At 39.4% G+C, this 20,327-nt stretch carries 17 protein-coding genes; 13 read left to right on the top strand and 4 right to left on the bottom strand.

Annotation, left to right across the window (positions count from 1 at the left end; all coding sequences use genetic code 11):
* Positions 1-571: 571 nt before the first annotated feature.
* From AAOP42_RS01500 to AAOP42_RS01480, 5 genes are all read left to right on the top strand, one after another.
* On the top strand, positions 572-1,015 hold the full coding sequence (locus AAOP42_RS01500) for a DMT family transporter (protein ID WP_349526682.1): 444 nt from the start codon (positions 572-574) through the stop codon (positions 1,013-1,015).
* A 10-nt stretch (positions 1,016-1,025) separates the two neighbouring features.
* Positions 1,026-2,225, top strand: coding sequence for a sialidase family protein (locus tag AAOP42_RS01495; RefSeq protein ID WP_349526681.1), 1,200 nt, complete (start codon positions 1,026-1,028; stop codon positions 2,223-2,225).
* A 30-nt stretch (positions 2,226-2,255) separates the two neighbouring features.
* Positions 2,256-2,615 carry a nuclear transport factor 2 family protein gene (locus AAOP42_RS01490; protein WP_349526680.1) on the top strand — a complete coding sequence of 120 codons (360 nt, stop codon included), beginning with the start codon at positions 2,256-2,258 and terminating at the stop codon, positions 2,613-2,615.
* Positions 2,616-2,709: 94 nt separating this feature from the next.
* The gene (locus AAOP42_RS01485; RefSeq protein WP_349526679.1) at positions 2,710-3,534 is read left to right on the top strand and encodes a helix-turn-helix domain-containing protein; all 825 of its coding nucleotides are present in this window, start codon (positions 2,710-2,712) and stop codon (positions 3,532-3,534) included.
* A gap of 106 nt (positions 3,535-3,640) precedes the next feature.
* Positions 3,641-4,189 (top strand): carboxymuconolactone decarboxylase family protein, encoded by a 549-nt coding sequence (locus tag AAOP42_RS01480; protein ID WP_349526678.1) that lies wholly within the window; start codon positions 3,641-3,643, stop codon positions 4,187-4,189.
* A gap of 68 nt (positions 4,190-4,257) precedes the next feature.
* Here AAOP42_RS01480 and AAOP42_RS01475 read toward each other — a convergent pair whose 3' ends face one another.
* The 4 genes from AAOP42_RS01475 to AAOP42_RS01460 all read right to left on the bottom strand — a co-directional run bounded on the left by AAOP42_RS01475 (position 4,258) and on the right by AAOP42_RS01460 (position 9,104).
* Positions 4,258-5,385 (bottom strand): ThuA domain-containing protein, encoded by a 1,128-nt coding sequence (locus tag AAOP42_RS01475; RefSeq protein ID WP_349526677.1) that lies wholly within the window; start codon positions 5,383-5,385, stop codon positions 4,258-4,260.
* A 263-nt stretch (positions 5,386-5,648) separates the two neighbouring features.
* Positions 5,649-6,488, bottom strand: coding sequence for a sugar phosphate isomerase/epimerase family protein (locus AAOP42_RS01470; RefSeq protein ID WP_349526676.1), 840 nt, complete (start codon positions 6,486-6,488; stop codon positions 5,649-5,651).
* 84 nt (positions 6,489-6,572) lie between these two features.
* On the bottom strand, positions 6,573-7,811 hold the full coding sequence (locus tag AAOP42_RS01465) for an MFS transporter (RefSeq protein WP_349526675.1): 1,239 nt from the start codon (positions 7,809-7,811) through the stop codon (positions 6,573-6,575).
* Between the two features lie 408 nt (positions 7,812-8,219).
* Positions 8,220-9,104 carry an AraC family transcriptional regulator gene (locus AAOP42_RS01460; protein WP_349526674.1) on the bottom strand — a complete coding sequence of 295 codons (885 nt, stop codon included), beginning with the start codon at positions 9,102-9,104 and terminating at the stop codon, positions 8,220-8,222.
* Positions 9,105-9,189: 85 nt separating this feature from the next.
* On the opposite strand from AAOP42_RS01460, the gene AAOP42_RS01455 reads away from it, so the two are divergent.
* From AAOP42_RS01455 to AAOP42_RS01420, 8 genes are all read left to right on the top strand, one after another.
* Complete coding sequence (locus AAOP42_RS01455) at positions 9,190-10,410, top strand: ThuA domain-containing protein (RefSeq protein ID WP_349526673.1); 1,221 nt, start codon at positions 9,190-9,192, stop codon at positions 10,408-10,410.
* 12 nt (positions 10,411-10,422) lie between these two features.
* Positions 10,423-11,472: a sugar phosphate isomerase/epimerase family protein gene (locus tag AAOP42_RS01450; RefSeq protein ID WP_349526672.1), complete on the top strand. Its 1,050-nt coding sequence runs from the start codon at positions 10,423-10,425 to the stop codon at positions 11,470-11,472.
* A gap of 91 nt (positions 11,473-11,563) precedes the next feature.
* Positions 11,564-12,718 carry a Gfo/Idh/MocA family protein gene (locus AAOP42_RS01445; protein ID WP_349526671.1) on the top strand — a complete coding sequence of 385 codons (1,155 nt, stop codon included), beginning with the start codon at positions 11,564-11,566 and terminating at the stop codon, positions 12,716-12,718.
* 54 nt (positions 12,719-12,772) lie between these two features.
* Entirely contained in the window at positions 12,773-13,885 is a 1,113-nt protein-coding gene (locus tag AAOP42_RS01440) for a zinc-dependent alcohol dehydrogenase (RefSeq protein ID WP_349526670.1), read from the top strand.
* 55 nt (positions 13,886-13,940) lie between these two features.
* Complete coding sequence (locus AAOP42_RS01435) at positions 13,941-14,954, top strand: NAD-dependent epimerase/dehydratase family protein (RefSeq protein WP_349526669.1); 1,014 nt, start codon at positions 13,941-13,943, stop codon at positions 14,952-14,954.
* Between the two features lie 2 nt (positions 14,955-14,956).
* Entirely contained in the window at positions 14,957-15,925 is a 969-nt protein-coding gene (locus AAOP42_RS01430; protein WP_349526668.1) for a Gfo/Idh/MocA family protein, read from the top strand.
* A gap of 179 nt (positions 15,926-16,104) precedes the next feature.
* Complete coding sequence (locus AAOP42_RS01425; RefSeq protein WP_502947636.1) at positions 16,105-19,221, top strand: PVC-type heme-binding CxxCH protein; 3,117 nt, start codon at positions 16,105-16,107, stop codon at positions 19,219-19,221.
* A gap of 469 nt (positions 19,222-19,690) precedes the next feature.
* On the top strand, positions 19,691-20,327 hold a 637-nt coding region (locus tag AAOP42_RS01420; RefSeq protein WP_349526667.1), incomplete at its 3' end, for a hypothetical protein.

Below are 20,327 nucleotides of genomic sequence, written 5' to 3'. Positions count from 1 at the left end.
AGTCCGGTTTAGCGCAAAAACAGGAAAAAAAACCAAAACCAAAACCGTATTCGAAAAAGGGACGATCAAAATCTAATTTTAGGTTCTGAAAATTGAATTTTTTACTCTCCTGATTATTGAAAGTCCGACAGACTCCTAGGTTAGTAAGGATTTGTTTAAAGATATAATTTAACCTGAGTTCGATTAATATTACCGAAAAAAAACTCGTAACCGTCACTCAGAGGAGCTTTTATTGGAAAGTGTGGTAGGAAGCGACGTGAGAGTCCCTATGAGTAAGAGATTCTCACGCCTGTCTACTGATCAGGTAGGGCTTTCAACGCAAAGCCCAGCCCAAAAGCCTCTGAATGACGAGTTTTTGAATAATTTTAGAATCGAACTCAGGTTAATTTAAATACCATATTCATTTTTCATTTTACCATTGCTCAATCCAATTAACTCAAAACTTAATAAAAAACGGACTATAAGTCTTGTTTTATTCAACTTTCAGCTAATTTTCCAATAGAAGCTCAAGTCTTATGCTGGTTGTAGCTCTACGCATTTTTGCAGTACAATTAATTACCATTTAGAAAGTATGGATAAGTTTTTTTGGATTATAATGGCCTTATTGGCCGGAGCATTTTTGCCGGTTCAGGCAGGATTAAACACTAAATTGGGTAAAGTGGTAGAGAGCCCGGTTTATGCTTCTATGTTTTCTTTTCTGGTTGGTACTGTTGGATTGCTGGCATATATTGTTTTTACCCGCCAGACAGTTGCCTGGTCAGCTATAAAAGAAGTTCCTAATTACGTTTGGATTGGCGGTTTAATGGGTGCATTTTATGTCACAGTCATCATTTTGGCATTTCCTAAGTTGGGTCCGGGGCTTACTTTTGGGTTGGTGGTAGCCGGACAGATGATTATTTCCGTACTTATGGAACATTTCAATGTATTGGTGGCACAACAGAATCCTATTAACTACATGAAAATTCTGGGGATTATTCTGGTAGTTGCCGGTACTATTATTATTCGAGAATATTAAAAACACCATAATGATGAAGCATATACTTTTGACAACCTTATTGTCCTTTATTTTTTGTATAAATGGATATTGTGAAAAAACAAAAGATGAGAAAGAAAAGAAAGGACAGGCTTACTCTTCCGGGATTAAAAAGATAAAAGACGTAGTGATCTACAAAGACGATCAGTTTTATTCTTCTTTTCCTTCAGTAATCAAACTACCAAATGGCGAATTGTATGTGGCGTTTAGACGGGCACCAGACCGAAAAGTATTTAGCGAAAAGGGTTCTAATCACACTGATGCTAATAGCTATTTGGTAGCGGTGCGTTCAAAGGATGGAGAAAATTGGACTAAAAATCCAGAGTTGATTTATGCGCATCCTTTTGGCGGATCGCAGGATCCATGCCTATTTCAATTAAAAGACGGTACAATATTGTGTGCGAGTTATGGTTGGGCTTTTGTGCGTCCGGAGGGTATAGAGAATCTAAAAAAGCCGTTTTTTGATGCAGGAAAAGGAGCAATATTTTTGGGTGGATATATTGTGCGATCTACTGATGGTGGACAATCCTGGGAAGACCCGATTTATCCTCCGCATATTGAGCCCGAAGTGCATTTTAATGCTATGGGAAATCCGGTTCCGGCTTATAACCGGGGTGCGCTTTATGAAGGGAGAAATGGAAAAATATACTGGATAGTAGCGGCTACAGATAACCTAAGCCCTAAAAAAACATCCAATCATTTGTTGGTGTCTGGCGATAAAGGACTCACGTGGGAATATTCGGGTGTGGTAGCTGCTGATGAAAAGGTGTCTTTTAATGAAGCATCGATCTATGAAACGCCAAAGGGAGACCTGGTGGGTTTTTTGAGAACAGCCGGAATGGATGATCAGGCCTGTATCGCACGGTCAACCGATGGAGGGAAAAGCTTTAAGTGGGAGCAGATGGGGTTTCAAGGACATCCCTTAAACGTCTTGCGGCTGCCCGACAATCGTGTACTGCTTACCTACGGATACCGTCATGCACCATTCGGAATCAGGGCCAGGATTTTGAATGCTGAATGTACAGATTTTGCTACTGCCCCAGAGATTGTACTGAGAGATGATGGAGATAATTCAGATATAGGATATACCTGGCCTGTGCAATTGGACGAAAACCGTGTATTGGTCACTTATTACTTCAACAAAGAAAGAGGAACACGGTATATTGCCGGAACCATTCTGGAAATAAAATGAGACAGTTTTATAAAAAAATAATAATAAGAAATGACACCAAAAGAATTGGTAAGCAAATGGGTAGAAACATTCAACGAAGCAAATGCAGAGCAACTTGCGGCTTATTATCATGAAGATGCGGTCAACCATCAGGTGAACAGTGATCCTTTAGAAGGAAGGCCTGCCATTCAGGAAATGTTTGAAAGAGAGTTTGCAATAGCGGACATGGTTTGTATTATCGAAAATCTATTTGAGGATGGAGAATGGGCAATGCTTGAATGGAAAGATCCGTTAGGACTGAGGGGTTGTGGCTTTTTTCATGTGATTGATGGAAAAATCAAATTCCAGCGTGGCTACTGGGACAAGCTTTCATTTCTCAGGCAACATCATTTGCCAATGCCAAAGGAGTAAAAGCTGATTTTTTACTTCAAATCAAAAAAAATGGCACTTTATTGCCTTCAAAATTGTATTGTTATTTCATCGAGCCAATTGAAAAAGGAACACAATGAAATACGAAGGTAGTAATGGGGAGTATTTTGAGGTCACAGACATAAATCAGGAGAACAGCAGTTTGATTGCTTTGTCAAGGAAAAGCGAACTTTCATTGATATGGTTTGTGTCTGACAATAATGTTTTGAAGGTCGATTCGATCGAGTGGACTTTCAATCAAGATGATATATTATTTCTTACAGAGTTTCACAAAGTAGAAGTGAGACAAATCAATGGATTGAAGCTGCTTCGTTTTAACCGTCCATTTTATTGCATCCTAGACCATGATTCGGAGATTGGTTGTAAAGGCATTTTGTACTATGGAGCTTCTGATTTATCGTACATACATCCCAATGAAGATGACGTGGAGGTTTTCAAGGCTGCTTGGAAAGTACTGTGTATGGAAATGAAATCCACAGATAATTTGCAGTTGGAAATGCTGCAGATGTTGTTGAAACGAATTCTGATCCTATGTACAAGAATCTATAAAGTTCAGAGAAGCTATCAGGACATTACCAAAGTCAATGTAGATATCATTAGGGAGTTTAATTTTCTGGTGGAGATACATTTTAGGCAAAAACACAATGTAGCCGACTATGCCGATTTGGTACATAAATCCCCTAAGACCCTATCCAATGTGTTTAAGAAAATGAGTGATAAAACACCTCTACAGTTTATCCATGAAAGGCTACTGCTTGAGGCACGTCGGTTGTTGCGGTACACTGATAAGAGTATTTCAGCAATAGGGTATGAAATTGGATTTGCTGATGTTCAGGCTTTCAGTAGGTTTTTCAAAACTCAGGAAGGGCTTTCTCCTTTAGATTTCAGGAAAAATCAATAATCGGGAACAATTGCCAACTCAAAGGGAATGACTGCCTAACATTCCACTGTCATATTGCATCAGCTTTGCATTGTTAATTAATTATTCAAGTATTAAAATAAAAACAATGGAAAAATTTAAAGTGCCATCAAGAGCAGAAGTATCAGAAAGCAATCAGGGAATTTTTGACAATTTAGAAAAAGGACTCGGGTTTGTGCCGAACCTATATGCCTATTATGCTAAAAATGATACCGCATTGGCAGATTACTTAGCTCTTCAAAATCGCAAATCAACACTGAAAGCCAAAGAGAGAGAAGCAGTAAACTTGGTGGTTAGTCAAATTAATGACTGTCGCTATTGCCAATCTGCCCATACAGTGTTGGGAAAAATGAACGGATTTACCGAAGATCAAGTATTGGAAATAAGAGGAGGATCGGCTTCTTTTGATGACAAGCTTGATGCCTTGGTAAAGTTTACCCATTCGGTGACGACCAATCGTGGAAGTGCTACTTCAGAGTCTAAAGAAGCCTTTTTTGCAGCGGGATATTCTGAAGCCAACCTGATAGATGTAGTAATTGTGGTGGGTGATAAAACCATCAGCAACTATATCCATAACATTGCCGGCTTTGAGATCGATTTTCCACTGGCTGCTGAGTTGGTGGCAGAGCAAGTGTAATTGAAAGGATAAAAAAATCCACTGGAAATTTTTCTCAGTGGATTTTTTTTGTGCCGATTAATTAAATTTTACTTGAAATCAGAAACTTTCATATTTTTTTCTATCCAAAAGGCATCTTTCTGGAATCCGTATTGAGATGGATTGTAGATGCCCACAAGAGCGACATCTGCATTTTCTGGTACAGGCAAATCCATTGCCCAGTAAATCCCATTTACCACCATTCGTCTCAGGCTCTCAGAAAGTAAATCGGACGAAGCGCCAAGAGTAGTAGTAAAAGCTTTTCCTTTTTTACCTCCCGGCAACTGGTAGCTTTTGGTCCATGCTACTGGCATCATTGGATCATTTAGTTTTTCTCCTTTTTTGTTGGTAGTAGCGGCTTCATTGTCCGATGCGCTCATACCATAGAAAATATCGTTTTCATTGTACTCACCTTTTCTGTTTGTTACCTGTCCTAGTACAATCGGTTGCGAATCGCCCGGAAGAGGTAATCTTACTCCGTAAACATCAGTTGAACCCCATATTTCACCATCTTTTATGCCATTTAAGATAGGGTGATTATCAGCCCCGGGAGCAAAAAAACCTTTGGTGCTTTGGTGTTTATGATGTCCATGGTGCGATATCCATTTTTCACCCAATATAAATCTGCCAAAGCCACCTTTCCATTCTTCTTTGTCTCCATTATACCCGTTTCCGTAATGTTTCCATTGGGATGTGGAATCATTCTTACCAAAATTAAAAGCGTGTGTGGCAGTACGCAGACCCAATATTGGTTTTCCACTTTTCAAGTAGTTGTCGATCAGTAGCATTTGTTCATGGGGCAAAGCACGAAATCTGGTGAGAATTACTACCATATCAGCTGTTTTCAGGCTTTCCAGTCCTGGTATATTTCTGGTGTAATTTGGGTTGATTACTCCAGGTTTGTCCGGCTCTTGAGCATAGAGAACTGTGGATTTAAATCCGTGTCTGGTGGACATGATTTTAGCCATCTGAGACAATCCTTCTTCTGATCGGTATTCTTCGTCTCCGGTTATAAATACAATGTGTTTGCCATTGTTTTCAGTTGCTCCAAATGTTAGCCATTGTACTGGTTTATTGTCATTGTTAGAGACCGGAGTAGTTTCCTGACTGGTTTCTTTTGGTTTTTGGCTACATGCCAATAGAATCAAGAATAGGCTTAAATAGATGAAATTTTTCATAATAGAACTGTTGGATTTACTTTTTTTGTTAACCATTTCTGGTTCTAAAGTTTATAGGAATATTTATTATTCCTTTTGAGTGAAAAAAGAAGAGACTATCTCAAAAGTCAGATAATTCCCAGATTCATTCCGGGATCTGTTCTGGAAGAAGGTAGTGCTGCGGTTTCAAAGGGATGCCGGAACAAGTCCGGCAACTGTTTTACTCTTTTGAGACCGCCTCTTCTTTTAAAAAAAATATATTTACAATACGCTTATCGTATTGTTCAATTGCTTAATTGTTGTTGGATGAATTTCAATCCTTCTTTGTAAATTTCATCTGCTGGCGAAAAATCTCTCCAAACATTGATAGCATTGGCAAACTCGGGAATTACCGTACTAAATGCTTCAATGGTCAACCAGCCATCATACTTGACTTCTTTCAATGTTTTAAATACTTCATCCCAATTGATTGGTCCCTTTCCGGGGGTTCCTCTGTCATTTTCACTGATATGAACATGTTTCAAATGTGGGGCAATGCATTTTATTGCTGCTCCCTGATTTTTTTCTTCAATGTTGGCATGGTGTGTATCGTACATGGCTCCCAGGCTTGGATGATTTACCTGCTCTACCAACGTAGAGAGATCAGCCATTGTATTGTATAGATAGCACTCAAAGCGATTCAGTGCCTCAGGAGCAAGTATAATTCCTGTAGGTGCTGCATACTCAGCTGCTTTTTGCAGCATTTCGATACTCCACTGCCTTTCCTCTCTGGTAGGAGGCTGACGTGTGAAGTGTGCAAACGAAGAATGGAAAGGGCCACATATTACTTCGGCATTGAGTGCTGCTCCCATATCTATAGACCATTTCAGTTTGTCGAATCCTGCTGCTCTTACTTTAGAATCAGGGCTGGCTATATTTTCGTCCGGAGCTAGTGATGCCACACATGTTACACCCATATTGATGTTGCTAAAATGACTGCCCAGGCTTGAGTAAAGCTTTTCATCTCCTTCGCCTAAGAATAATTCTATACCGTCGTATCCGGTTTTTTTTATTTCATCAACAATCCCGTAGTGTTCTTCTGTGACATGATTAGTCCAGAGCAACATGTTCATTCCAATTTTCATTGTTCAATATTTTTTAAATTTAGCCGGAGTTTGAATCCGGCTAAAATTGTTTTAATTATTTTGAAGCTTTCTTTGATTGAGAAATCAACCAGCAGCAGTATCAGCTTTTATCTTTTTTACCCAAAATAAAAGTATTGTAAACAATACAATTAGTATAGCCGGAAAAGTGACCATTGTTCCAAGTGTAGCTTGTCCTGAAACTAATTCTAATTCTTCTCCTGTAAGTCCTCTTGCAGCAGCAGCAGCTTTGTCAGAATCTATCCAACCCCCTATAATTGGTTGAAATATTGATGATGAGAACATGCCCACAGCACCAATGATAGACATACCCAATGCACCACTTTGTGGAATTTTATCAGCTATAAAGCCAACCATGTTGGGCCAGAAGTAAGCAACACCTAATGCAAAGAAAACGGCAGCAACATAAGCCATTGCTCCTGTTTGTGTGCTAAACAGGTAAACTCCTATTGTCGCTAAAATGGCTGAGCCAAGCAATACCCCGGTTTGATCGAATTTGTGTACTATTTCTCCTCCAAAATACCTTGCTATGGCCATTAGTCCTGTTACAAGTGCCAAAATGATCATAGGCTTGGCACCACTTTTTGCAAGGATAATACCTACCCATTGTTGTGGTCCAAATTCTGTAATAGCAGTAAGAGCCATACATACAAACATGAAAATAAACAATGGAGAAATCATGGCTTTAACGTTACCAGAAAGCGTAGCAGCTTCTTCAACTTTTGCTTTAGGCCAGTCTTGCCCAAAGAACAAATAGGCATAAACCAATGTTGGAATCATAATCACCCATATCTGAGTTTCCCATCCAAAACCTGCACCAGTAAGGAATTCAGATACCAGCGCACCGATTACGATACCTCCCGGAAACCACATGTGAAACCGGTTCATCATCTTGCTCATAGTATTGCCTTGGTAAGCATCCGCAATCATTGGATTACATGCAGCTTCTGTACATCCATTTCCAAGTCCAATAAGAAGCGTAGAGATCAGTAAGCCTATATAACTTCCTGAATAAATAGTTAAAAGTATTCCAACTGCATGGGCGAAGAATGCAAACTGCATGATTTTTTTACCTCCAACTGTGTGATAGACTAATCCACCAACAACCATGGAAATAGGAAATCCTAAAAACCACATGGAGTTTATAAAACCTAATTGTTCAGCAGATAAATTAAGTTCAGTTCCAAGTTGGGGGAGAATACCTGCCCTGATACTAAAAGAGAAGGCGGTTGTGACCAGCGCAAAGCAACTGCCATAAAAAAGCCTGTTTGCATTAGACCCTGATAGATTGTTTGTGTTTTCCATTAGATAAATAGTTTTGTGAATTGATAAGTTGATTTTAAAATTAACTTATAAGTTTAATCTCTTTTTTGTAATTGTCATAATTAATTTATGATTGTCTTATTTGAATACAGAATGTAATACTTAAATATATAGTCTTTTGAGAGCATTGGATAAGCGTGACAAAGTGTGCTATATTGAAATAGACATCTCACAAAATTAAATTGAATAAAAATTTCATAGTCCCTTTATCTTACTAAAGAGTGATACTTTTTTGTCTTTATGAGATGTCTTTATTGAAAAATATTCTGAGTGGTATTACTACTCAGTAGGAGTAATTTCAGCTTTTTATTCAGAATCTTGTTTGTTAATAGTAATTTTTGTTAGAGGCAAAATAATCTTTGTTTAGGGTGTTTTAACAAAAAAACGTGTCTATACAATACTGGTTTGAATATTTAGAAAAAGCTTGCGGTATTCATGTGGGCTCATTTTGGTGATGGCTTTAAATTGCCTATTGAAATTGGAAAGCGTAACAAACCCACATTCATAACTGATCTGGGAGATATTAAAGTTATCTTCCAGTAAAAGCTTTCTGGCATGCCCTACTCTTATTTCATTTACAAAACGTGAAAAGGTTTTGTTTGCTCTTGGTTTAAAATATCGGCAAAAGGAGGTGGCTGTCATGTTGAGCATTCCTGCAATTTCATCCAATGCTATTTTGGATTTAAAATGGCTCATAGTGTATTCATATACCATCCTCATTTTTTCCACATCTTCCCCTTTAAAAACATTGGAATAGCCGGGGCTGGCGAGCAGGTTGTAATCTTCACTATTTGCCAGTATATCTATTATTTCAAGTAATTTGATTATTCTTCTGAATCCTTTTTCTTCAACTATTTCCAGCATCATTTTACTGATTTTGGTTCTGGTTTCTCCAAGAAATTCCATGCCCCTCACACAGCTCTCTACCAATTTGTTTACATTATAAAATTCTTCTTTTTCCAGTAGAGAATTGCTGAGAAGTTCATGATCGAAATAAATAACAAGTCCCCTTGTTTTTAGTTTACTATCTTTTTCAAAGTATATTTCATCACTTCTCCACAAGTGCGGCAGGTTGGGGCCCGTCAATGTCAGGTCTCCTTCTTCAAATGTTTGTACATGATCTCCTACAAATCTGGTGCCTTTGCCCTCTACTATGTATGATATTTGGAACTCCGGGTGGAAGTGCCATTTTGGGTTGAAAAATGAGCCGGTTAAGTCTTTGAATACAAAAGTTTCCTTAGGTGTAAGTGTTTTTTCTATATTCGGAGCACGCATAGATTTTCACATTTTTTGATATTCAATACAAATTAAGACAAAAAAGTATCACACTTTAGTAAAATATAGGAAATATTGAGTTCGAATGCATTTTAGATTTGTAGAACTATTTAAAGTCAACTATTCAAACTATTTAGGATTTATGGTGAATGCACTAAAAGTTATATTAAACCTCAGTATTGTTTTACTGGTTTTTTCTTGTGCATCTCAAACAAATCAGGTAGCAGGGTATTTCAATCTCGATTCATACTCAAATTTCAGTGCTACGATAAGAGAATCTAAAATAGCTGAGGATTCTGAGCAAAGGCATTCCCAAAAGAGAGACGATGCGGATAAGTATCGTGTGGTATATAACGGTACAAAAGGTATCGGAAAAGGAAAGAACATTGTATTTATTTCTACCGATCATGAATACAGAGGAGAAGAAACTTTGCCTGCTTTGGCAAGAATTCTTGCCAGTCGATATGGGTTCACCTGTACGGTAATATGGGCATTGGATGATGAAGGCAATATCTATCCTGGCAGTTCTGACATCAAGGGACTGGAAGTACTTAAGAATGCAGACCTTATGGTCATTTTTACCCGTTTTGCAAATTTCTCAGATGAACAGATGCAACATATTGATGATTATATCCGGCGTGGAGGTGGGGTAGTAGGCTTAAGGACTGCTACTCACGCATTTCGGAATAAAGATAATGTCAATTGGGAGCACTATGATTATCGATATGAAGGATCAAAAGAAGAATGGCATGGAGGGTTTGGGGAACTGATATTGGGAGAAACCTGGGTTGGACATTATGGAAAAAACCATGAACAAGCATCTTTGGTACTTGTCGAAGAAGAAAATAAAGAGCATCCAATAATGAGAGGAGTGAAAGATGCCTGGGCACAATGTGGAGGTTACAATGCTTACCCTCAAGGAGAAAACTTAAAGATTTTGGCAAGAGGAAGGGTGTTGAACGGAATGACTCCTGATGCTGAACCAGATAATACCAAAGAAGAACTTCCTGTCGCCTGGGTACGAGATTATCAACTGGAGTCGGGTGCAACAGGCAGGGCGTTTACTACTACGCATGGTGCTTCTGAAGATATTCTAAGTGATGGCTTCCGAAGAATGCTTGTTAATGCCTGCTTTTGGGGCTTAAAAATGGAAGATCATATCAAATCGGAGAATAATATTGAATTTGTTGGGGAATATAAACCAACAACTTTTAATTTTAGTGGCTATAAGGCAAATGTAAAACCATCTGATCTCGCAGGGTGGAAATCAGTCATTATGCCAGGTGAAATATTTAAAAAACAATAAACTATAAAAACTATGCAAGAAAATAATTATCCTAAACTTCACAACGCTTCATGGCCCGGTGTAGTGGGTAAAGGACCAGACTCAGAGCCACCCATTTCTATAGATACTATGATTGATCTTACTGCAAAAGCAGAAGTAGATGGTGTTAAGTTTGATGGTTTCGATTTATTTTTATTTGATCCACATATGGATATTGATGCTTCTGATGATGCCATCAAAGAGATGGCAGATAAAGCTCAGTCAAGAAACCTTAATATTGGCAGTCTTGTAGCTCCTGTATGGACTCCAACAGGCGGTGGTTCTGCTATGGGATCCAAAGAAGAAAGAGCTCAGTTTGTGACTCAGGTGCGCAAATCATGCAGGATAGCCAAAAAGTTGCGTGAATTGGGGGTTCGTCCTAATGGTTTGATCAGAATTGACTCTTCAGTAGATCCGGCAAGTTGGGCAGCCGATCCGGTTGGAAATACAAAATTAATCGCTCAGACATTTCGTGAGGCATGCGATGTTGCAGCAGATTTTGGTGAATCTCTGGCTGCTGAAGGAGAGATTTGCTGGGGAGGAATGCATGGATGGAAAACTATGGTAGAGACTCTGGAAGCTGTGGACAGGCCAAATATAGGTTTTCAGGCAGATATGGCTCATACACTTCTATATATGTTAGGTTATAATAAACCGGATGAAAGAATTTTACCCGAAGACTTCAAATGGGAAGACAGAGAGACTTTCATAGCAGGTCTGAAAAAACTGACCGCAGCTTTGAGGCCATGGACAACAGATTTCCATGTAGCTCAAAATGATGGAACTGTATTTGGATCCGGATCTCATGACAAAACAGGAAGACACTGTTTGGCAAACGATCCAAACGGAAAGCTGGACATTGCCAATGATGCAGGGTATTGGTTGAGAAATGAAGATGGTAGCCTTACCAAAGCATTCAAGCATATATGCTGGGACGGATGTATGTTTCCTAACGATGTAATGATGCAGCAGCAAACATGGAATGATATATTGGCAACCATGATCAAAGTGCGTCAGCAGCATGGGTGGTATGAAGCCGAATAAATAATAACACTATGTGAAAGGTAAAGTATTCTGTATGAAAGGACTTTACCTTTTAATAAAAAAACAATTGTACAAATAAGATTTTGGAAACATGTCAAACAAAAAAGAGTTAAGAATAGGTTTGATTGGGTACGGATTTATGGGACGTACGCATTCAAATGCATACAAAAGAGTAGGAGATTTTTTCCCGGAACTGGAGTGGCGTCCAGTGTTAAAAGCTGTTTGTGCCAGAAATAAAGAGAGGGTGCAGGCTTTTGCAGATCAGTGGGGCTATGAGTCTGTGGAAACGGACTGGAAAGCAATGATCGCCCGTAAGGATATTGATGCCATAGACATCTGTACTCCCAACAATATGCATGCGGAGATAGCCATAGCAGCAGCAGAGGCTGGTAAAATGATACTTTGTGAAAAACCACTTGCCCGTACAGTTGCAGAAGCGCAACCTATGGTCGATGCTGTGGAAAAAGCAGGAGTTAAAAATACCGTGTGGTATAACTACAGGAGAGTACCTGCTGTAACACTTGCCAAGAAAATAATTGATTCGGGAAAACTTGGTAAAATATTTCACTATAGAGCAAATTTCCTTCAAGATTGGACAATAAGCCCTGAACTTCCACAAGGAGGGGAGGCATTATGGAGATTGGATAACGATGCTGCCGGGTCTGGAGTTACAGGAGACCTGCTGGCACATTGTATTGATACTGCTATGTGGTTGAATGGAGGCATAAAGGATGTGTCGGCCATGACTGAGACTTTCATCAAAGAAAGAGTACATACAGGTACGGGCGAAGTACAGAAAGTAGGTATCGACGATGCATGTTTATTTCATTGTCATTTCGATAATGGATCTCTGGGATTGTTTGAATCTACCAGATATGCACGTGGACACAAGGCACTTTATACATTTGAAATAAATGGTGAGCATGCTTCAATCCGTTGGGATTTGCATGACCTCAATCGTTTGGAATTTTTTGACCATGCAGATGAATCTGAAGTTCGTGGTTGGAGGTCTATTCATGTAACAGATGGAGACCATCCTTATATGGATAAGTGGTGGGTGCCCGGTTTGTCCATAGGATATGAGCATACATTTGTTCATCAGGCTGCTGATTTTCTGAAAAGCCTGGAAACAGGAAAACCATGCTCTCCTACATTCAAAGAAGCGCAAGAAACTCAAAAAGTTTGTGAAGCTGTGTTGAATTCTGCAGCAGACAAAAGCTGGAAAGATACTGGTGTGAAATGGTAGGGGAGAGATAGTTTATACAGCGAATTAGAAAAATAAAAAATAAATAAAGATACAATGAGTGAATCAATAAAAGGCTTTTGTCTTCATGGAAGGGAAAAAATCACTCCCAATTCAGAGGGAGCGCTTATGCGCAATACGTCGGTGATAGACATGGAAATACCTGCATTGAAAGAAGGGGAGATATTGGCGAAAACTTTATATACCGGTATTTGTGGTTCTGATAACAGTGCTTCGCTGGGAAAATCCAATTTTGATTGGGTAGAAAGGCCAAGAGTAATTGGTCACGAGTTTAGTGCTGAAGTATTGGAGTTAGGGCCCGGCGATCATGGCGATCTGAAAGTAGGTGATATATTTACTCCGTTGGCTATGTTGGGATGTCAGGATGAAGATTGCCCTGCATGTAGTGTAGCCAAGTGGAACTTATGTCCTTCAAAACAGATCATAGGTTTTCACAGAAATGGTGGTTTTGGCCAGAAAGTAGTATTGGAGTCGGATCGTGTAGTTGCTTTTATGAAAGGGTTGACTCCTGAGCAAGGTGCGCTCGTAGAACCGTTATCCGTGGTGGTCAATGCTTTGCATAATAAGTGCAATATCAAGCCGGGACAGGATGTAGTAGTTACAGGATGTGGTATTATTGGTTTGATGTCGGCTGAGTTGGCTAAAGCTGCCGGAGCACGAGTAGCCATTACTGGTATTGAGCACGACCGAAACATTCGTATGAAAAGTGCTACGGAGCGTGGTTTTATTCCGATCATCGTTTCTCCGGAAAATTCACTTACAGCTCAATTAGCTACAGGAGTAACAGACCAAAATGGCGTGCCTTTTGGTACCAAAGGAAAAGTCGATTTATTGATTGAATGTTCAGGTGTACCTCAGGTGTTAACGGAGGCAATCGATGTGGTTAGGCCAGAAGGAGATATTTGTGTGATTGCTACTTATCCTAAGGAAGTTGCCATTAATGCTACACACCTGACCAGAACTTCTCTGAATATGAGGGGATCCATGGGATCATGTAGAGAAGACTATATGGTTGCTCAAAAATTGATGATAACTGGTGTATTTCCGGCAGAGCACTACACGAATATTTATGAGTTTGATGATATTTCACAGGCTTTCGAAGATTCTATCAAGGCAAACAATGTCAAAGCAGTTGTGAAAATGAATTAATTCATCCGCTCATTTATTTTACAAAACTTATTAGTTTATACAAAAACAAAATTTAATGTCAACGATATTTATTACTGGTGGAACAGGGTGTATTGGTTCCGTTACCATTTACAAGTTGTTACAATCGCCGGAAGTTGAGAAAATAGTAGTTGCAACTCGTTCTACAAACCTTGAGCCATTAAAACTGTGGCTTGGAGAGGATTTAGATCCCAGAGTAGAATTTGTTACACTCGATGTAGCAGATTATGATGCGATTGAAGAAGTAATTACAAGAGTTAATCCTACTCATATCATTCATTTGGGAGCTTATCAAAGCCCGGACTGTTCAGCCTACCATGTAAGGGGTATGGAAATCAATACCGGAGGTACCATGGCTTTGTTTGATGTGGCAGAAAAATTACCAGATCTTAAAAAGTTCGTGTTTGCAAGTTCTGCTGCAGTTTATGGCATGAGGTCAATGTATCCAAATCCGGGAATTACCGAAGATGCACAACTGGCTCCTCCTAACCACTATGGGATTTGGAAGTTGGCCGGAGAGCACCTTGCCCGTTTGTTTCATGACAACTCCAAAGTACCAACGGTTTGTTTGAGGTTGAACACTACTTATGGTAAAGGAAGAGACAGGGGAAAAACATCTGCTCCGACCAACGCCTTAAAAGCAATAGCTCAGGGTGCTGTAAAAGGAGAAGTAATGCCATTTGAAATGCCATATCAGGGTCGTGAAAATTATCATTTTGTGGAAGATGTGGGAGCACAGTTTGCTGCCTGTACATTGCAGGATTTTGAAGGTTTTGGTGCATTCAACATCAAAGGAGAAACCATTGGTATCACTGATTTTTTGCAAATCGTAAAAGAACAATCGGAAAAACTGGACATGGGAGAATATGCACAACTGTCAATTGCAGAAGGTGCTGATCCTAATTTATTTGTGTCTGATTTAAGTCACGAAAAAATCAATAAGACATTTAAGGACTTGCCATTGACTACCATTGAAGAAGGAGTATTTCGTTCTTTGGTAGAGTTTAGAGATATGGCAGAAAAAGGAGTGTTGGAATATCCAATTTTATAAATATGAAAACAATAGGGATAGGATTACTCGGATCGGGAGATGTAGCAGATTTGCATGCTGAGGCCATCAATGGGCTTCCCGGTGCAGAACTTGTTGGCCTTTGGAACAGAACTGCTGAAAAAGGAAAGCTAAAGGCAGCTAAGTATGGTTGTAAAACCTACCTTTCAGAAGATGAATTGTTCAATGATCCGCAGATAGATGCTGTTTTCATATTGACAAATATGGAAACTCATTGTGAATATACATTGCGTGCTGCGGCTGCCGGGAAACATATTTTAGTGGAAAAACCAGCTGCTTCTAACATAGCAGAATTAGCAAAAATGGAGGAAGCAGTTAAAAAAGCAGGAGTGAAATGCATGCCTGTGCACAATTACATTTACGAAACGGGTATTAAACGAACCAGAGCCATGATCCAAAATGGACAGCTTGGAGATATTACTCAGTTTTACATGATGTACAATATTCATCATTCTGATGAAATAAGGGCGAGGTATCCAGGTGTGATCAGGCAGATTCTGACCCATCATTCATATACCATGTTGTATCTGGCAGGTCAGCCTAAAATAATATCATGCTTTAAAAACACTGTAGATGCCACCATTGCCCCTCAGGAAAATGTAGCCATGGCGAATATGGTGATGCAGAATGGTACATTGAGCCACTTGTGTGCCAGTTTTGCCAATGACGACCATTCAGGTGACCCCTGGACGTGTATGATCAAGGTGATTGGCACCAAAGGAAGCACACGTTACAGTTACAGAGACTGGGTGATCAATGAAAGAAATGGAGCTCATTCACAGACCTATCATTGCTATCCTGAATCTATTAAAAATACAGCAACACATTTTATTGATAATGTATTGCGCCATGGAGAAGCACCATTGTCCACTTTGGAAGATGCGATCACTTGTCAGCATATTATTGAAGCCTGTGAGCGATCTGTTGATGAGGGCATTCATGTTAATTTTTAAGGAAATGGATTTTTCAAAAACTAAATCAAAAGTGGCTTCTTTTTTGCGGAAACGTTAACCGTCACCTTTTAGCTATGGAGTATTCCTACATAAGTTTAATTACAACCAAATCTTTTACCAACCTCATTATGAACGTAAAGAACAATAAAATCTTTGGCAACATTTGCATGTTGCTATGCATGGCACTGGCTATCGCAGGGTGCTCTGAGCCAGACAATACGATAAAAGTCAACAAAGACTCTCATATAGTTCTTATCGGGAATAATCTGGGGTCAAGGATGATGAATTTTGGTTATTTTGAAACTGAAATGCAGTTGCGCTATCCCGATAGTTTGCTTTACATCAGGAATATGTGCGACGGAGGAAATACTCCTGGTTTCAGGCCGCATTCTTCACGGAATTCTCCCTGGGCATTTCCCGGAGCTGAAAAATTTCAGACCGAGTTAGCCGAAAAATCCGGGAGCACAGGGCACTTCGATACTCCTGACGAATGGCTTACTATGTTAGAAGCTGATATTATTGTTGCGTTTTTTGGATATAGTGAATCTTTTGAAGGGTCAGAGGGATTAGAAAACTATAAAGGAGAACTACAGGCTTTTATCGACCACACATTAAGTCAAAAATACAATGGTACTTCCGCTCCAAAATTAGCTTTGGTTTCTCCCATTGCATTCGAAGACCTTTCTCAAAAAATGGATTTGCCAGATGGCAAGAAGGAAAATGTAAATTTAGCCCTTTACACTGCTGCAATGAAAGAAGTGGCAGCATTGAATAATAATGTATTGTTTTTAGACGCATTTGCTCCGACTAAAGAATGGTATGACACTAGTGAAGAGGATTTAACAGCGGACGGCTTCCAGTTGAATGATTTTGGGTATAAGAAATTTGCTGCACTTTTAGCTGATAAAGTTTTTGGTAAAACAAAATCAAAGGCTGAAGAAAACCGTCAATTGGTATTGAATGCAGTGAATGAGAAAAACTGGTTTTGGCACAATGATTACAAAATCCCTAACGGGGTACACGCTTACGGAAGACGGTATGACCCTTTTGGTCCAGCCAACTACCCTGCTGAGGTTGAAAAAATCCGCCAAATGACTGCCATAAGGGATAAAGCTATCTGGGAAGCACTGAAGGGTAAAAAAGTAGATTTAGCAAAAGAAGATCAAAAAACTAAGACACTCCCACCAGTAGAGACCAATTATAAGCAAAGTGGAAAAAATGGCGATCCCAATTACCTGTATGGTGACGATGCTTTGAATGAGTTGCATGCAGCACCCGGCTATAAGATAGAGTTATTTGCATCCGAAGAGGAATTTACAGATTTAGCCAATCCCGTTCAGTTGTCTTTTGATAACAAAGGACGACTTTGGGTGGCAGTGATGCCTAGTTACCCACATTACAAACCGGGAGACAGCAAACCGAACGATAAATTGATCATACTGGAAGATACCGATGGTGATGGTAAAGCAGATAAAGAAACGATTTTTGCAGACAGTTTACACCTTACTATTGGGTTCGAGTTTGCACCTGAAGGAGTGTATGTTTCCCAGGGAACCAATCTGATATTGTTGACGGATACTGATGGTGACGACAAAGCAGATGTTAAAGAAATAATTTTAAGTGGTTTTGACGATCATGATACGCACCATGCCATTAGCGCATTTTGTGCGGACCCGTCAGGAGCTATTTATATGGGAGAAGGAGTATTCCTTCATACCAATGTAGAGACTGCTTATGGTACTGTAAGAGGTACAAATGGTGGGTTCTATCGATATAGCCCGCAAAGACACCATCTGGAACGTACAGCTCAGCTTTCTATTCCTAATCCATGGGGTATAGCTTTTGACGAATGGGGACAAAACTTTTTCGCACATACTTCAGGGCCTTCTGTTACCTGGATGCTGCCGGGAACTGTGAAGTCTCGCTATGGTGTGTCTATGTCCAGCCCGGAAAACATCATAGAAAAAGACCATCGTGTAAGGCCTACTTCAGGTCTTGAGTTTATATCAAGCCGTCATTTTCCTGATGATGTTCAGGGTGATATGTTGATCAACAACACCATTGGTTTTTTGGGTACAAAACAACATCAGATGGTTGAAGATACATCCGGTTTTTTAACCAAACACAGACAAGACCTTATAGTTGGAGATGACAAAAATTTCCGTCCTGTAGATATGGAGTTTGCTCCAGATGGATCGTTGTACCTGATTGACTGGCACAATGTGTTGATCGGACACATGCAGCACAACGCAAGAGATCCATTCCGTGACCATGTTCATGGCAGGGTTTATAGAATTACTTACCCGTCACGACCATTGGTGAAACCTGCTAAGGTAGCCGGTGCGAGCATAGACGAGTTGTTGGATAATTTGAAACTCCCTGAATACAGAACCAGATACAGAACAAGAAGAGAATTAAGAGGCAGGGATGCTTCTGAAGTACTTTCTAAGTTGGATAAATGGGTGAATAATCTTGATAAGAATGATGCCAATTATGAGCACAATGTATTGGAGGCACTATGGGTAACATGGGGGCTTAATAAAATTGATGAAAAATTAGTAAACCAATTGTTACAGGCCAAAGACTTCAGAGCACGTGCTGCTGCAGTAAGAGTAGTGAGGTACGGAGGACACCAATTGAGTGATCAGGCCGGGTTGCTTATGCAGGCTGCCAAAGATGATCATCCTCGTGTAAGGCTGGAAGCCCTGGTTGCTGCTTCATGGCTTGACAAAGAAACAGGGTTGCCGATTGTTTTGGAAGTGGGTAAAAAACCTATGGACAGTTGGATGGAAAATCCTTATGAAGTGGCAGTAGCACACTTGAATGGACATAAAGTGGGAGCGAGTTTGGAAGATGATGTGGTTACTCACTTGAAAGGAAATGAAAGAAAGCTATTTGTAAAAGGAAAAGAGATCTATGCAGAAGAAGGATTTTGTGGTACTTGTCATCAACCTGACGGAAATGGATTGACTGCCGCTGGTTTTCCTCCACTTTCCCGTTCAGAATGGGCTGTTGGTGATGAGGAACGATTGATCAAATTGACCTTACAGGGTTTGATGGGGCCTATCGAAGTGAAAGGCAAGAAATATCCCGGTCAGGTACCAATGACTCAGTTCGGAGGATTGCTTGACGATGAAAAAATGGCCGCTGTTCTTACCTATGTAAGAAATAGCTTTGGCAACAAAGCATCGGTAATCACACCAGCCAAAGTGAAAGAAGTAAGGGCGTCTATTAAGGATAAAACAGGATTTTATTCTCCTGAAGAGCTGCTGAAAGAGCATCCGTTCAAAAAGTAATATTTCTGGAACAGAAAAAAGTAAAGGTAGGATTCATCAGTGAATCCTGCCTTTTTTTTATTTCAAGGAGTATCTCGTTTTGAAATAGTGTTTCATGAAAAACAGATGGTGCTGTAAAAATGAAGAAATCAAATTAATAATTCATTAGATTTGAAAAAAACATAGAGGAAATATCACGCGCTGTGCGTGATATTTAAATGAACAATAACAGCGTCCAAATAATCATGGCCCCTAAAGCTTTCACGCAAAAAGCCATGCCACAATTTTTAGCCGCTGTACGATATCTATGGTAATTGGGGAGATTCGGGCTGAAAATTGAGGTAAAAAAGTATCAATTTTCCCCTTTCCGAATTGAATTCATAAGCTAACGTCTTTAGGGAGATGGTTTAAAAGCAGCGGAATTGATGAAAAATTGTATTATATCAAGAAATAAATTGTACTTTAACTGACGTTAGTCTGTATTCACTGAATGAAGAAACAACTTTACATTTTTGGCAGATTGGATTTCGCACTACCAACCGGTGTGCTAGGTTATTCTAAAGATCGAGCAGTGGAAACTGTACAATATGACTTATTGAAAAAACTGCCTAGAACATGGAACAAGAAATTCAGAGAGCTTGAAGAAAAAATTAATGATGAGGAAATTCATGCAGTTCTTGTGTATTTGACTACACCTCTATTCTTACAGGCTTCAAGAACTGAATATCATGAAGTTTGGAGCGCTTTCCTGAAAATCATTTCTGGCACAAAAAATCTGATAATATGTTTTGAAGAAAATATAAATGAGAATTTCAATTATTATGATTATGGCTCGGAAGAATACTTGACTCTTGCAAAACTTAGGAAAAGGATAAAGACCATTTCTGGTGATTTAGAATCATTAAGTGCTCAAATTTCAAAGTATAAGAAAAAAGAAGAAGAAGACTGGGATCCTGATTTTGACGCTTTGATAAATAAAAGAATGTACCTAGGAGTCTGTCGGACTTTCAATAATCAGGAGAGTAAAAAATTCAATTTTCAGAACCTAAAATTAGATTTTGATCGTCCCTTTTTCGAATACGGTTTTGGTTTTGGTTTTTTTTCCTGTTTTTGCGCTAAACCGGACT

It is taken from the genome of Reichenbachiella sp. MALMAid0571 (assembly GCF_040151475.1).
In the GTDB taxonomy this organism is placed as follows: domain Bacteria; phylum Bacteroidota; class Bacteroidia; order Cytophagales; family Cyclobacteriaceae; genus CAXBNB01.
Note: the sequence above shows the minus strand (reverse complement) of the source record. Positions and strands in the feature narration are given on the sequence as shown.

Excerpts from the sequence above, each read along its gene's own strand:
- AAOP42_RS01500 (WP_349526682.1), top strand. The coding sequence starts at position 572 with ATGGATAAGTTTTTTTGGATTATAATGGCCTTATTGGCCGGAGCATTT.
- AAOP42_RS01425 (WP_502947636.1), top strand. The coding sequence starts at position 16,105 with ATGGCACTGGCTATCGCAGGGTGCTCTGAGCCAGACAATACGATAAAA.
- AAOP42_RS01460 (WP_349526674.1), bottom strand. The coding sequence starts at position 9,104 with ATGCGTGCTCCGAATATAGAAAAAACACTTACACCTAAGGAAACTTTT.
- AAOP42_RS01440 (WP_349526670.1), top strand. The coding sequence starts at position 12,773 with ATGAGTGAATCAATAAAAGGCTTTTGTCTTCATGGAAGGGAAAAAATC.
- AAOP42_RS01430 (WP_349526668.1), top strand. The coding sequence starts at position 14,957 with ATGAAAACAATAGGGATAGGATTACTCGGATCGGGAGATGTAGCAGAT.
- AAOP42_RS01475 (WP_349526677.1), bottom strand. The coding sequence starts at position 5,385 with ATGAAAAATTTCATCTATTTAAGCCTATTCTTGATTCTATTGGCATGT.
- AAOP42_RS01485 (WP_349526679.1), top strand. The coding sequence starts at position 2,710 with ATGAAATACGAAGGTAGTAATGGGGAGTATTTTGAGGTCACAGACATA.
- AAOP42_RS01490 (WP_349526680.1), top strand. The coding sequence starts at position 2,256 with ATGACACCAAAAGAATTGGTAAGCAAATGGGTAGAAACATTCAACGAA.
- AAOP42_RS01480 (WP_349526678.1), top strand. The coding sequence starts at position 3,641 with ATGGAAAAATTTAAAGTGCCATCAAGAGCAGAAGTATCAGAAAGCAAT.
- AAOP42_RS01470 (WP_349526676.1), bottom strand. The coding sequence starts at position 6,488 with ATGAAAATTGGAATGAACATGTTGCTCTGGACTAATCATGTCACAGAA.
- AAOP42_RS01455 (WP_349526673.1), top strand. The coding sequence starts at position 9,190 with ATGCATTTTAGATTTGTAGAACTATTTAAAGTCAACTATTCAAACTAT.
- AAOP42_RS01465 (WP_349526675.1), bottom strand. The coding sequence starts at position 7,811 with ATGGAAAACACAAACAATCTATCAGGGTCTAATGCAAACAGGCTTTTT.
- AAOP42_RS01435 (WP_349526669.1), top strand. The coding sequence starts at position 13,941 with ATGTCAACGATATTTATTACTGGTGGAACAGGGTGTATTGGTTCCGTT.
- AAOP42_RS01450 (WP_349526672.1), top strand. The coding sequence starts at position 10,423 with ATGCAAGAAAATAATTATCCTAAACTTCACAACGCTTCATGGCCCGGT.
- AAOP42_RS01495 (WP_349526681.1), top strand. The coding sequence starts at position 1,026 with ATGATGAAGCATATACTTTTGACAACCTTATTGTCCTTTATTTTTTGT.
- AAOP42_RS01445 (WP_349526671.1), top strand. The coding sequence starts at position 11,564 with ATGTCAAACAAAAAAGAGTTAAGAATAGGTTTGATTGGGTACGGATTT.